12 protein-coding genes are annotated in these 12,465 nt (G+C 61.8%); 8 read left to right on the top strand and 4 right to left on the bottom strand.

Features of this window, described 5'->3' with window-relative positions:
• Window positions 1-104 precede the first annotated feature (104 nt).
• The 7 genes from CAL20_RS21370 to CAL20_RS21340 all read left to right on the top strand — a co-directional run bounded on the left by CAL20_RS21370 (window position 105) and on the right by CAL20_RS21340 (window position 7,530).
• Complete coding sequence (locus tag CAL20_RS21370; protein WP_094838967.1) at window positions 105-935, top strand: FAS1-like dehydratase domain-containing protein; 831 nt, start codon at window positions 105-107, stop codon at window positions 933-935.
• Window positions 936-965: 30 nt separating this feature from the next.
• Window positions 966-2,162, top strand: a complete 1,197-nt coding sequence (locus CAL20_RS21365; protein WP_094838966.1) for a CaiB/BaiF CoA transferase family protein — start codon at window positions 966-968, stop codon at window positions 2,160-2,162.
• Window positions 2,159-2,986, top strand: coding sequence for an HpcH/HpaI aldolase/citrate lyase family protein (locus CAL20_RS21360; RefSeq protein ID WP_094838965.1), 828 nt, complete (start codon window positions 2,159-2,161; stop codon window positions 2,984-2,986). Before CAL20_RS21365 ends, CAL20_RS21360 begins: the two co-directional genes overlap by 4 nt.
• Before the next feature lie 57 nt (window positions 2,987-3,043).
• Window positions 3,044-4,663, top strand: a complete 1,620-nt coding sequence (locus CAL20_RS21355; protein ID WP_094838964.1) for a xylulokinase — start codon at window positions 3,044-3,046, stop codon at window positions 4,661-4,663.
• 99 nt (window positions 4,664-4,762) lie between these two features.
• Entirely contained in the window at window positions 4,763-5,710 is a 948-nt protein-coding gene (locus CAL20_RS21350; RefSeq protein WP_256981684.1) for an ABC transporter permease, read from the top strand.
• Window positions 5,711-5,761: 51 nt separating this feature from the next.
• Window positions 5,762-6,715: a sugar ABC transporter substrate-binding protein gene (locus CAL20_RS21345; RefSeq protein ID WP_094838963.1), complete on the top strand. Its 954-nt coding sequence runs from the start codon at window positions 5,762-5,764 to the stop codon at window positions 6,713-6,715.
• A gap of 44 nt (window positions 6,716-6,759) precedes the next feature.
• Window positions 6,760-7,530 carry an ATP-binding cassette domain-containing protein gene (locus tag CAL20_RS21340; protein ID WP_094838962.1) on the top strand — a complete coding sequence of 257 codons (771 nt, stop codon included), beginning with the start codon at window positions 6,760-6,762 and terminating at the stop codon, window positions 7,528-7,530.
• Here the strand turns inward: CAL20_RS21340 and CAL20_RS21335 are convergent.
• From CAL20_RS21335 to hda, 4 genes are read right to left on the bottom strand one after another with little or no spacing between them, the layout of a single operon-like run.
• Window positions 7,527-8,009 carry a 2-amino-4-hydroxy-6-hydroxymethyldihydropteridine diphosphokinase gene (locus CAL20_RS21335; protein WP_094838961.1) on the bottom strand — a complete coding sequence of 161 codons (483 nt, stop codon included), beginning with the start codon at window positions 8,007-8,009 and terminating at the stop codon, window positions 7,527-7,529. The two genes, CAL20_RS21340 and CAL20_RS21335, sit on opposite strands and share 4 nt — an antisense overlap.
• A gap of 59 nt (window positions 8,010-8,068) precedes the next feature.
• Window positions 8,069-9,424: a polynucleotide adenylyltransferase PcnB gene (gene pcnB, locus CAL20_RS21330; protein WP_094838960.1), complete on the bottom strand. Its 1,356-nt coding sequence runs from the start codon at window positions 9,422-9,424 to the stop codon at window positions 8,069-8,071.
• Window positions 9,424-10,122, bottom strand: coding sequence for an HAD family hydrolase (locus tag CAL20_RS21325; RefSeq protein WP_094838959.1), 699 nt, complete (start codon window positions 10,120-10,122; stop codon window positions 9,424-9,426). The genes pcnB and CAL20_RS21325 overlap by 1 nt, the downstream gene beginning before the upstream one ends.
• Window positions 10,119-10,820 (bottom strand): DnaA regulatory inactivator Hda, encoded by a 702-nt coding sequence (gene hda, locus CAL20_RS21320; protein WP_094823113.1) that lies wholly within the window; start codon window positions 10,818-10,820, stop codon window positions 10,119-10,121. Before hda ends, CAL20_RS21325 begins: the two co-directional genes overlap by 4 nt.
• Before the next feature lie 140 nt (window positions 10,821-10,960).
• On the opposite strand from hda, the gene purM reads away from it, so the two are divergent.
• Window positions 10,961-12,010 (top strand): phosphoribosylformylglycinamidine cyclo-ligase, encoded by a 1,050-nt coding sequence (purM, locus tag CAL20_RS21315; protein ID WP_094838958.1) that lies wholly within the window; start codon window positions 10,961-10,963, stop codon window positions 12,008-12,010.
• The last annotated feature ends 455 nt before the right edge of the window (window positions 12,011-12,465 follow it).

The following is a 12,465-nucleotide window of genomic DNA, read 5'->3' as shown; positions in this document are numbered from 1 at the left end:
TGAATTTCAGGCTGTTGAACCCGCCCTTGTAGAAATACGAATTCACAAAGGCGGGGCGCACGGGCATGCTGGTGGCCGCTCTGATATACCGCTAAGGAATCTACATGACGTCTCCCAATCCCGCCGACTGGATCGGCAGCAGTGAAACTGTTGCCGATAATCTCGATGTCGGCCATGCCGCCCGTATTGCCGCGACGCTCAGCGAGCCCGCTCCCGGCGTAGGCGAACCGCTGCCTCCGCTCTGGCAATGGGCCTTTTTTATCGCTCCGGTCGGCATGGACGGGCTGGGCCGTGATGGTCACCCGGCGCGTGGCGGTTTCTTGCCGCCCGCCGATGACCGGAACCGGATGTGGGCAGGGGGACGGGTCACGTTTCATCAACCCTTGCGCGTGGGAATTCCTGCTGAACGCCGCTCTACGGTGGTCGATGTGCGCGAAAAGACCGGCCGCACAGGTGCACTGCTGTTTGTGACCGTGCGTCACGAATACCGCCAGGAGGGCGTGCTGGCCATCGAAGAGGAGCAGGACATCGTCTACCGGCAGCCCTCGCCGCCCAAGCTCGTGGGCACGGACGTGCCTCCCGCATCGCAATGGCGCGAGCCCATAGAGCCGTCACCGGTGTTGCTGTTCCGGTATTCGGCCGTGACGTTCAACGGCCATCGGATTCATTACGATCATCCCTATGTCACGGGCACCGAGGGGTATCCTGGCCTGGTTGTGCACGGTCCGATGATTGCGACATTCATGCTGGCTGCGTTCTGCCATGCGCATCCGGCGGCGCGTCTGGAGCATTTTTCCTATCGCGGTCTGCGCCCCTTGGTCGCGCCTACGCCCTTTGAGGTGGCTGGCCGCGTGGCCAAGCCCGGGCAGGCAGATCTGTGGGCCGAGCAAGACGGCACCTTGGCCCACCAAGCGCAAATAAAATTCTCCGCTTGATCGCTTCCCTCCTGAAGGAATTTATTTTCGATGAGTAATACTCCTGCAGTCCGTCCGTTGGACGGCATTACCGTCATCAGTCTGGAACACGCGATCGCGGCGCCATTTTGCACACGGCAATTGGCCGATATGGGTGCACGCGTCATCAAGATCGAGCGCCCCGGCGTAGGCGATTTCGCTCGCGGCTATGACGAGCGGGTTCATGGTTTGTCGTCGCATTTCGTCTGGACCAATCGTTCGAAGGAAAGCCTGACGCTGGATTTGAAACACCCCGATGCCGCCGAGGTCATGCAGCGTTTGCTGGAATCGGCCGATGTGTTGGTACAGAACCTGGCTCCGGGCGCAGCGGATCGCCTGGGTCTGTCGTTCGATGCCTTGCACGCCAAACATCCGAAGCTGATCGTCTGCGATATTTCCGGCTACGGCGAAGGTGGTCCTTACGAGCGTAAAAAGGCCTACGATCTGTTGATCCAGAGCGAAAGCGGCTTTGTGTCGGTGACCGGATCGCCCGATGCGCCGGCCAAGGCAGGGTGCTCGATTTCGGATATCGCGGCGGGGATGTACGCGTATTCGTCGATCCTGAACGCGCTGCTATTGCGCCAACGTACCGGTCTGGGCAGCCGTCTGGATGTCTCCATGTTGGAAAGCATGGTCGAATGGATGGGCTACCCCATGTACTACGCGTTCGAGGGGGCGACGCCGCCCCAGCGCGCGGGTGCAGCGCACGCGACGATTTATCCCTACGGTCCGTTCCCGGTGGGCGATGGCGCGACCATCATGCTGGGGCTGCAGAACGAACGCGAGTGGCGGGTGTTTTGCGAACGCGTGCTCAATCAGCCCGCGTTGGCCGATGACGAGCGGTTTGCCTCGAACTCGCGCCGCGCTGCCAATCGTGACAGTCTGCGCGCGCTGATTGTGCAGGCTTTTGCCGAATTGACCATCGATCAGGTGACGGATCGCCTGGAAACCGCGCAGATCGCCAATGCCCGCGTGAACGACATGAAAGACGTCTGGGCGCATCCGCAGTTGCAGGCGCGCGGCCGCTGGCGCGAGGTGGGCAGCCCGGCAGGTACGTTACCGGCTCTCTTGCCGCCAGCATCCAGCAGCGCATTTACACCCCGTATGGACCCGATTCCGGCAGTGGGCGAAAACACCGATGCAGTGCTAGCATCATTGGGGTACGCGCCCGAAGACGTGGCGCGCCTGCGTGCTGCCGAGGTCGTCTGATGCCAACTGCTATACGTACCGCCTTGTTCGTGCCGGCCAGCCGGCCTGAACGCATTCCCAAGGCCCTGGCCAGCGGGGCCGATGTCGTCATCGTCGATCTGGAGGATGCGGTCGAGCATCTGGCCAAGGACAGCGCCCGCGAGGCGCTCTGCGATTTTCTGGGCACGCATCCCGAGGTGCGGCTCTGGGTCCGCATCAATGACGCCTCGACAGCCTGGCACGATGACGATCTGAAGGTATGCCGCAGTTTCCCTGGGGTAGCCGCCATCATGCTGCCCAAGGCGGAAAGTCTGGCGCAGGTGCGGCATGCAGCGCAGACGGGCGTCGATATTATTCCCATCCTGGAGACGGCCGAGGGGATCTTGAACGCGGCCGAGATCGCGGCCACGCCGGGCGTACAACGGTTGGCGTTTGGCAGCCTGGACTACGGCCTGGATCTGGGACTGACGCCCGATACCGAAGGGGCGAATGTCGTGCTGGACCATGCCCGGGTGCAAGTGTTGCTGCGCAGCAAAGCCGCGGATCTGCCCGCCCCGCTGGACGGCGTGTTTCCTGGCGTAAAGGATACGGCCGGCATGCAGGCCGCCGCTGGCCGAGCCCGCGATATGGGATTTGGCGGCATGCTGTGCATTCATCCCTCGCAGGTCGAGATCATTCACCAGGCCTTCCGGCCACCCGCCGCCGACGTTGAGTGGGCGCGCCGCGTGGTGGCGGCGCACCGTGAAAGCGGCGCAGGCACATTCATGTTCGAGGGCAAGATGGTCGATGCGCCTGTCATCGGACGTGCCCGGCAGTTGCTGGAGCGAGCGGGCGAACAGGTATAGTGGCGTCGCGGCGATGGCTGGCCGCGACGTTTCTATTAACTCATCCTGTTATTGTCCATGAGCGTTGTGTTGGCTTGTGATTTGGGCGGCACGAATTTTCGTGTTGCGTTGATTGATGCGGCGGGCCAGACGCTCGCCGAGGCGCATGTGCCCAGTCCGCCCGGGTCGGCAGGGGCCGGCTGGGCGGAAATCGATCCCGATGAGTGGTGGTCCACGCTCATCGCGGCAGTGACAGCACTGGCAGCGCACGACGGCGGTTTGCTTGCGCAAGTGCAGGCAATGGCGATTTGCGGCGTGACGCGGACGCAGGTGTTCCTGGACGCCGAGGGCCGGTCGCTGCGGCCTGCCATGACTTGGCGCGATGCGCGGGCGGAGGAGTTGCTGGCCGAATTGTTGCCGACATTGCCGGCCGACCATCCCGAGGCGGCACAAGTCAACGCATTTCATCCTTTGGCACGTCTGGCTTGGCTGCACCGCCACGAGCCGCAGTACGCCGCGCAATTGCACGTCGTGCTGGAGCCCAAGGATTATCTGAATTTCCGTTTGACGGGGGCCCAGGCGACCGACGCCATTTCTTCCGCCCGTCTGCTGGCGAGCGCACGTACAGACGAGGATAGTGAGGTTCACTTGGCATCTGTGGCCCGGTCTGAGCCGGGCGCCGAGGCTGCTGGATCGTCTCGCCATCCCAGCTTATTGCACGCGGCGGGGATAACGGCGAATGTGGTGCCGCAGGTGTTGGCGCCGACGCAGTGCGTTGGTCGAGTGATGGCGGGACTGCCTGGCATATTGGCCAAGCTGGCCGGCGTGCCCGTCTACGCGTGTTCTAACGACACGTGGGCTGCTGTCGCGGGGCTGGGGGCGTTGCGTACCGGTTACGCCTACAACATCTCGGGTACCACCGAAGTGCTGGGCGTCATGGGCAGCGAAGAGGCTCAGGCGCCGGGCCTCATGACAGTGCAATGGGGGGAGGCCTTGTATCAGGTCGGCGGTCCAGGGCAGAACGGCGCCGATACATTGGCATGGCTGTTATCGCTGCTGCGTGAGCCGCTATCGCTTGCGGCGCATGCAGAGAGCGCCCAGGTGCACAGCAATGTCCAGCATCTAACAGGGCAGACGGGGCTCAGTTTCGACGCGCTGTTGGCGGGTGCGCGAGATACGCAGCCTTTGCTGTTCCTTCCGTACCTGCAGGGCGAGCGCGTGCCGTATTGGGATGCAAATCTGCGCGGCGCATTCGTCGGTTTGAACCGACGGCATGGCGCAACGGACCTGGCCTGGGCTGTGATCGAGGGCGTGGCATTTCTGAATCGGGTGGTGCTCGAACGTGGCGAACGCGCGACCGGATCTACGGTGCGCGAAATCCGATACGGGGGCGGGGCGGCAGCGAATCCGCTGTGGTGCCAGGTCAAGGCCGATATCTGCGAGCGCCCGGTGGTGACGGGGCAGGCCGCCCAGCCGGGATTGCTCGGTGCTGCCATCGTGGCCTGGACCGGGGTGGGGCAATATCCATCCCTGAGTCTGGCCCAGGCGCAGATGGCAAAACCAGGCCTGCGTTATGAGCCCAGCGCCGACTGTCGCGATGCCTATCGGCAATTGGCGGCGTTGTATGCGCAGGCCACCGAGGCGCTGCGGCCCATTTCGCACGGATTGGCGGCCATGGACGGTCAGATTGCGCGTTAGAATCGTGCCCTTGCGCAGTCCATAACCGCCTTTGCTCGACGATGCCGATCTTTGCCGACGTGTTTGTGTTGATGTGCTCACCATGCCAGGGATGTCTCCATGCGCGTGCGTGACCTGTTGGAAACCTACGGGACTGCCCTCGCCGGCCTGGTGCTGGTGATGTTCTTTGTCGTCGCGGCGCCGAATTTCGCCGCGCCCGGCAATCTGCTCAACATTCTCAAAGAAACCAGCTTCCTGGCGATTCTGGCCCTGGGCTTTACGCTGGCGCTGATCAATGCCGAGTTGGATCTGTCGATTGCTGATGTGGCCAGCTTGTCGGCGGTGGTCTGCGGAGCCTTGATCCATACCGGCCAGCCCGTGCCGTGGGCCATCGCAGCCGGATTGGGCGCGGGGGCACTTTGCGGGCTGATCAACGGTCTGGCCGTCACACGTTTACAAGTCCCTTCTCTGATTGCCACATTGGGAATGGCCGCCATGGCGCGCGGGTTCGCGTTCATGCTGACCGGCGGAGTGGCCTTTGTGGGCCGCTGGCCGGCCTCGTTCACGAGTCTGGGACGTACGGTGTGGGCTGGCGTGCCCGTGCTGGTGCTGTGGATGGCAGGGGTGGTGCTGGCGGCGTTGTTTCTCGTGAAATGGACACGTACCGGCGCGCGCATGACGGCGACCGGGGAGGCCGCTGAGGCGGCTCGGCTGGCCGGTATCAACACGCGGCGCATGAAATGCATGGGGCTGACGTTGGCGGGTTTGCTCGCTGGCGTGACAGCCGTGTTGTTGACGGCGAGCTTGTCCTCGGCTGCACCGAACATGGCGGGCGATTATTTCTTGTATGCGATTGCGGCGGTCTTGTTGGGGATGACGATGTTCGAGCCCGGCCGCGCCAACATTTTCGGTACGCTCGTCGCCGCATTGATTCTGAAGGTATTGGGTAATGGACTGGTTCTGATGGGGGCTCCCTATTACGTTCAGGATATTGTCCTGGGTTTTATCATCATTGTGTCCGTGGCCCTGTCGGCGGCGGTACTGAAAAAAGCGGCATTCAAACTTTAAAGACGGCTCGGGCCGGTCTGCGGTATTAAGGATTTCCAGAGGAACTTTGCCATGTTCAAATCACTGATGCGCAGCACCTTGGCGGCGGCGTGCGTCGCCGGTTTTTCGCTGGCCAGCTCGGCGGCTCAGGCTTTCGAGGTCGGCGTCGTAGCCTTTCAGATGTCATCCGAGACGCACGCACGCGTGGCCAACGCTGCAGCAGAGGCCGCGCGGGCCAAAGGCTGGACCGTCACGCAACTGAATTCCGAGGGCTCCTTGCCCAAGCACGCGGAGCAACTCGATACCCTGGTTCATAAAAAAGTCGATGCGATTGTGGTGGCCATGGGCAAACCCATCGAGGCCGATGCCCAGCTCGAGGCTGCCAAGCAAGCCGGTATCCCCGTCATCGGCGTGATGTCAGGCGCCAGCCCTCATATGCTGTTCGACATCGAAGCCAATGAATACAAGGTCGGTGCAGAATCGGCCCTGTATCTGCTTGGTCAATTGGGTTATCAAGGCGGGATCCTGGCTGCGCGTTTCGAGGGCAATTCTGGCACCCGTATCCGCGGCAAAGTCCTGGATGCCGTGTTGTCCGAGAATACCGCCGTCAAAGAGTTGGCGCATTTTTCCATGGCGCGGACCCAGAGTTGGCGCGACGACGTGCGTAACGGCATGCAGGCGTTGATGATGCAGAATCAGGGCAAGTTCCAAGGCATATGGGCCTCGTTCGACGGCCAGGCCTATGTGATCGATGATTTGTTGCAGCAGCAGGGCATGAAAAAAGGCGATATCGCGCTGGTATCCACCGATGGCGGGCCGGAAACCTATCGCCGCATTGCAGATCCGCAGAGCCTGATCACGGCGACGGTGATGATCCCGTTCGAGGCAATGGGGCAATCTGCAATTGACGCAATCGATCGCATCGTAGTGCAAAAACAGCCTAAAGACAGTGTGACGACAGGCCCGTACTTGTTTACCGATGCAGTATTGGTGGACAAGCACAACGTCGATAAATTTCTCAAGTAACCGCACACGTCCTGACGGATGAGAACGCCTGTTTCGGAGCTGTGATGATCTCCCCCGCCTCCCCATCGATTGCCCTGTCGCTCAGAGGTATACGCAAATCGTACGGCGCTGTTCAAGCGCTGCGCGGGGTCGATCTCGATGTGCCCGCCGGGCAGGTACTGGCGATTTGCGGCGACAACGGCGCAGGGAAATCGTCGCTGATCCGCATTATTTCGGGGGCTCAGACGCCGACAGATGGGCAGATCCACCTCAAGGGCCAATCCGTTCGTTTTGACTCGCCGCATGACGCGCTGGCGCGGGGCATCGCGACGATTTATCAGGATCTGGCCTTGGCGCCGCGCTTGTCGATCACTGAGAACGTCTTTATGGGCGCCGAGCTCACGCGCACGTTGCTGCCGTTTGTGCGCGTGCTGGACCGGCGGCGTATGGCTGCCGAGGCCCGGGGCTATCTGCAGCGCTTGTCCGTAAGCATCGACGATATGTCTCGGCCGGTCGAGCGCATGTCCGGCGGTCAGCGGCAGGCCGTGGCGATTGCGCGCGCTTTACGCTGGAACGCCGAGATCGTCATCATGGACGAGCCCACTGCCGCGCTGGGCGTGAAAGAAACCGCATTGGTGTTGAGTCTGGTGCGGCACCTGCGCGACGAGGGCCGCACTGTGATCTTGATCAGTCACAACATGGCCGATGTCGTACAGCTGGCCGATCGAGTTGCCATTCTGAAAAGCGGCACTAAGGTCATCGATCGTCCCGTCACGGGTCTGAATGCCGATCAATTGGCGCACATGGTGATGACCGGCGTAGATACGGACGCCTAATTCAACCGTTCAATCGGCTGATCCGTCAACATCGCCAGCAATTCCATCGCAGACCCTTGAGTCAATTTCAATGTTGGGGCGAGTTCAGATAGCGGCGCCAGCACGAACGCACGCTCATGCATGCGCGGATGCGGCAGCGTCAGGCGGGGCGTATTCATCGTGGTATCGCCATACAGCAGCAGGTCCAGGTCCAGCGTACGCGGCGCGTTCTTGTAGGGCCGCTGGCGGCCATGCTGGTTTTCCAGTGCCTGCAGTACATCCAGCAGCTCGAGAGGCGCCAACGTAGTGTCCAGCGCGGCGACGGCATTGATGTAGTCGGGGCCAGTGGCGTCCACTGGAGCCGTACGATAAAAATGCGAGGACAGGCAATGCAGGATGCCTGCCGTCTGGCGCAACTGCTCCAGTACCGTGCGCAAAGTGGATCGCGCGTCCCCCAGATTTGCGCCCAAGCCGATGTAGGCGCGTCGGATGGTGTTCATCGGTGTGGGCAGCAGTTCGGTTCAGTGAAGGCGGGATCCGTCCTTTCGGGACGGGGCGGTCAGGCCTGATCGCGTTGCGCGGCCGGACGGCGCGGGCGGCGACGGCGCTTACGCGGGCCGCTCGATTCAGCGGGGTCGCGTGGCAGACGGGCGAGTTCGTCGATCATGTCGGCACGGGTGGCGTCGTTGCCATTGGCCAGATCCATCCACCACTGCGCCAGGACGCTGTCAAACTCGCCCGCCGCGGCACGCAGCTGCAGAAAATCGCAGGCGGCACGGAAGCGCGGTTGTTCGATCATGCGGTAAATCGTCTTGCCCATGCGGCGTTCAAAGCGCGGCTGCATGAACCAGATCTCGCGCATGTCGGACGAGAAACGGCGTTGGATGGCGAGCTTTTCGGTTTGCTCGTCCAACACTGAATCGGCGGCCTGAACCAGCGCGGGGATATTGTGTTCTCCCTGTTCACGCAGTTGCTTCCAGCGCGATTCGACTTGCTGCCACAACAACGCGGCAAACAGGAAGCTGGGGCTGATGCTCTTGCCTGCACGCACACGCGAATCGGTACGCTCCAGCGCGAGCTCGACGAATCGTTCGCCGCCAGGCTGTTCCAGCACGACATCCAGCAGCGGCAGCAGGCCGTGATGCAAGCCATCTGCACGCAGCTGGCGCAGGCAGTCCATCGCATGTCCGCAGGTCAAGAGCTTCAGCATTTCATCGAACAAGCGCGATGCTGGTACGTTCTCGATCAGCGAGGCCATGGTTTCGATGGGCTGGCGGGTCGCGGGGTCTATCGTGCCGTTGAGCTTGGCCGCGAAACGCACCGCGCGCAGCATACGGACCGGATCCTCGCGATAGCGCGTGGCGGGGTCGCCGATCATGCGAACTTGGCGTTTTTTCAGATCATGCACGCCTTGGTGATAATCGATCACCTCTTCGTTATGCGGATCGTAGTAGAGCGCGTTCATCGTGAAATCGCGCCGTGCTGCGTCCTGTTCCTGAGAACCGAAAACGTTGTCGCGCAGGATGCGGCCGTGCTCGTCGGTTTCCTGGTCTTGCGAGGCGGGAGCGCGAAAGGTCGAGGTCTCGATGATTTCCTGGCCAAAGACCACGTGCACCAATTGGAATCGGCGTCCGATGATGCGGGCGCGACGGAACAGTGGGCGAATCTGTTCGGGTGTGGCATTGGTGGCCACGTCGAAATCTTTGGGCTCGAGGCCGACGATCAAGTCGCGTACCGCGCCGCCCACGATATAGGCTTGGTAGCCGTGCTGGCGCAAGACTTCACAGACTTTGATGGCGTGGCGCGACACGTTGCGGCGATCGATGCCGTGTTTGTCGCGCGCAATGCGTTGGGGCCCCCGGGCCGCCGGTGAAAACAAGCGGCTGACGAATTTTTTTATGGTGTCGGTGATCATCAGGACTTGGCATCCTTTAGGTGTTCGAACAAGTCGAGCACTTTCCAGCCGCGAGTCTGCGCGATCTCGCGCAGTGCCGGGCTGGGGTTGGCCGCTACGGGGTGTGTGACGACCTCGAGCAGCGGTACATCGTTGATCGAATCGCTATAAAAGTACGATTCAGAAAAATTGGCAAGGGTCAGGTTCATGCCCGCCAGCCATTGATCCACGCGCACGACTTTGCCTTCTTTGAAGCTGGGCGTGCCTTGAATGCGTCCGGTGTAGCGGCCATTGCGATACTCGGCATCGGTGGCGATCAGGTGCGGGATGCCAAAGGCGCGGGCGATGGGAGCGGTGACAAAGCCGTTGGTTGCGGTCACGATGGCGCACAGATCCCCTGCGGCCAAATGCTGGTCAACGATTTCAATGGCTTGCGGCGTGATACTGGGACGGATGACTTGCGTCATGAATTCTTCGTGCCAGGTGGCCAGGTCGAACGGCGTGTGCGCGGCCAGCAGGCCCAGCATGAATTCGGCCGCCTGCTCGGCGGTGAGCTGGCCCTGGTTGTAGCGGTCCATCAGATCGTCGTTGCGGCGGCGGGCTTCTGCGGGGTCGCCTGCGCGTCCGGTGCGCGCCAGAAAATCGGCCCATTGGTAATCGCTGTCCAGCGGTAGCAGAGTATGGTCCAGGTCGAACAGCGCGAGTCGTTGCGGCATCATGTTTTTTGTGTATCGGAGTCTGCCAGCATGGCGCGTAGCAGGGGAATGGTGATCGGGCGACCGGTAGCCAGCGAATAGCGATCCAGCGCATCGAGCAATACCGCCAATTTGCGGATATCGCGTTCGCGATGCGTCAGCATCCACTGGATGACTTCAGGTGCGAGTTGCAAGCCACGCTCTGCCGCTTGTGCAGACAGTGCAGCGAGCTTGTCCGCGTCAGACAGGGGTTCAAGCCGGAATACGAGGTCCCAGCCCAAACGGGTGCGTAGGTCTTCGCGCAACGGCATAGAGAGCGGGGCGCGGTCGCCAGCCACAGCCAAAGCGAACGCGCGGCTGGTGGCCGCACATTCGCGCCACCGATTGTACAAGGCGAACAGGCCGGCTTGCCGGGCTTCGTCCATATCGTGGACATCGTCCACTGCGATCAACCGGGGCATGGCCGCTGCGGAGTCGGCATTGGCCAGCTGGCGCAGGGCGCGGGCGTTCTGCCGAATATCGATGTAGACGGCGCCAGGCGTGGTCGCCAGCCCTTTGAGCAGATGGCTGCGGCCGCAGCCCGCTGCCCCCCACAGGTAGAGCGCCCGGCCAGGCAACAGTGCGCGCGCGGCCGCCAACGCTTCACCGTTGGGGCCGGCAATATAGTTCTGCAGCGTAGGAGCGGGTGCGGGTAGAACGTCGAGCAGCAGCTGGCGATTCATGGGTCAAAATGTACACAAGGCAAGGGGCGTGCAAATCGTCAAAAAGACGGTCGGCGCGTTGCTTTGCGCCTGACATCGTAAAATGGCGGGCGCAGCACCCCGTAAACTCCGCAATTGTCACATACCCCACGGTTTTTCTCATGACGACTCAACCTTCTGCCCCCCTGACGTACCGCGACGCTGGTGTCGATATCGATGCAGGAGACGCCCTGGTCGACCGCATCAAGCCTCTGGCGGCGCGCACCATGCGTCCCGGCGTGCTGGCCGGTATCGGCGGATTTGGCGCCTTGTTCCAGGTTCCTGGGAAATATCGTGAGCCTGTCCTCGTGTCGGGCACGGACGGCGTGGGCACCAAGCTGCGCCTGGCTTTTGAATGGAATCGCCACGATACCGTCGGTATCGATTTGGTCGCGATGAGTGTCAACGACATCCTCGTCCAAGGCGCAGAGCCCTTGTTTTTCCTGGATTATTTTGCCTGCGGCAAACTCGCCGTGGACACCGCCGCGTCTGTCGTGGGCGGCATTGCACAAGGCTGCGAGCAAGCCGGTTGTGCGTTGATCGGCGGCGAAACCGCTGAAATGCCCGGCATGTACCCCGACGGCGAATACGATCTGGCCGGTTTTGCAGTCGGTGCGGTAGAAAAATCCGACATCATCGATGGCAAATCCATCAAGCCGGGTGACGTGGTGCTGGGTTTGGCCTCCAGCGGCGCGCATTCGAACGGCTATTCGCTGATCCGCAAGATCCTCGAGCGTGCCAACGCCAAGCCTACCGATGATTTCCACGGCCAACCGCTCGTGGATGTGGTGATGGCTCCCACCCGCATCTACGTCAAACAGGTTCTGGCCGCGTTGGCCAAGCATGGCACTGATATCAAAGGCCTGGCACACATCACCGGCGGCGGGTTGCTGGATAACGTGCCGCGCATTCTGCAAGACGGTTTGTCGGCCAAGCTGTACCGGGATGGCTGGGAAATGCCCAAGCTGTTCCAGTGGCTGCAGCAACAGGGCGGTGTCGAGGACACCGAGATGTATCGGGTGTTCAACTGCGGCATCGGTATGGTGCTGGTGGTGGATGCCGCTCAGGCTGATGCGATTGCCGAGACGCTGCGTGAGCAGGGTGAAACTGTTAGCAAGCTTGGCGAAATTGTCGAGCAGGCTGAGGGGATGGCGCAGACGTTTGTGGTCTAACTGCGCTGTATCTTTTTAGCTGAACGTTGCTGTCTCTAGTTTTATTCGGTATTCAGTGACCGAAGGGGGCGGGGCTTGCCGGAGGGTGGCGTGCTTATTGGACGTCGAGCCGAGGCAATCGGGCCGTGCGGGCTTCACAAAGCCGGTCCGGCGCGCGGGCGCCGGACACCGCGTCGCTGACCTCGTCCGGCCCCTCCGGGCCTCCCTACGGTACCCGCTCGCTCGGCTTTGAGGCGCCCGCACGGCCCGATTGCCTCGGCTCGACTCGCAGTAATTCAAGCTCATCACATCGCTGGCACGATTTTCTTGCTTGGCGTTTTTTTGTAGCCCTGTTGGCAAAGAGAAAGATCTTGCGGTGCTGCTATTCGCGCGTGCCCTGCACACGCGCGAATAGCGATCGGTCCGGGCATGCGGCGGGGTGGCGTGTTGCCAAGTTGGAAGATCTGCTTGGCTAG

The sequence above is a fragment of the Bordetella genomosp. 4 genome (genome assembly GCF_002261185.1).
Lineage (GTDB): Bacteria > Pseudomonadota > Gammaproteobacteria > Burkholderiales > Burkholderiaceae_B > Bordetella_A.
This window is presented reverse-complemented; position numbering and strand designations above follow the sequence as displayed.

Excerpts from the sequence above, each read along its gene's own strand:
- CAL20_RS21370 (WP_094838967.1), top strand. The coding sequence starts at position 105 with ATGACGTCTCCCAATCCCGCCGACTGGATCGGCAGCAGTGAAACTGTT.
- CAL20_RS21365 (WP_094838966.1), top strand. The coding sequence starts at position 966 with ATGAGTAATACTCCTGCAGTCCGTCCGTTGGACGGCATTACCGTCATC.
- CAL20_RS21355 (WP_094838964.1), top strand. The coding sequence starts at position 3,044 with ATGAGCGTTGTGTTGGCTTGTGATTTGGGCGGCACGAATTTTCGTGTT.
- CAL20_RS21350 (WP_256981684.1), top strand. The coding sequence starts at position 4,763 with ATGCGCGTGCGTGACCTGTTGGAAACCTACGGGACTGCCCTCGCCGGC.
- CAL20_RS21345 (WP_094838963.1), top strand. The coding sequence starts at position 5,762 with ATGTTCAAATCACTGATGCGCAGCACCTTGGCGGCGGCGTGCGTCGCC.
- CAL20_RS21340 (WP_094838962.1), top strand. The coding sequence starts at position 6,760 with ATGATCTCCCCCGCCTCCCCATCGATTGCCCTGTCGCTCAGAGGTATA.
- CAL20_RS21335 (WP_094838961.1), bottom strand. The coding sequence starts at position 8,009 with ATGAACACCATCCGACGCGCCTACATCGGCTTGGGCGCAAATCTGGGG.
- pcnB (WP_094838960.1), bottom strand. The coding sequence starts at position 9,424 with ATGATCACCGACACCATAAAAAAATTCGTCAGCCGCTTGTTTTCACCG.
- CAL20_RS21325 (WP_094838959.1), bottom strand. The coding sequence starts at position 10,122 with ATGATGCCGCAACGACTCGCGCTGTTCGACCTGGACCATACTCTGCTA.
- hda (WP_094823113.1), bottom strand. The coding sequence starts at position 10,820 with ATGAATCGCCAGCTGCTGCTCGACGTTCTACCCGCACCCGCTCCTACG.
- purM (WP_094838958.1), top strand. The coding sequence starts at position 10,961 with ATGACGACTCAACCTTCTGCCCCCCTGACGTACCGCGACGCTGGTGTC.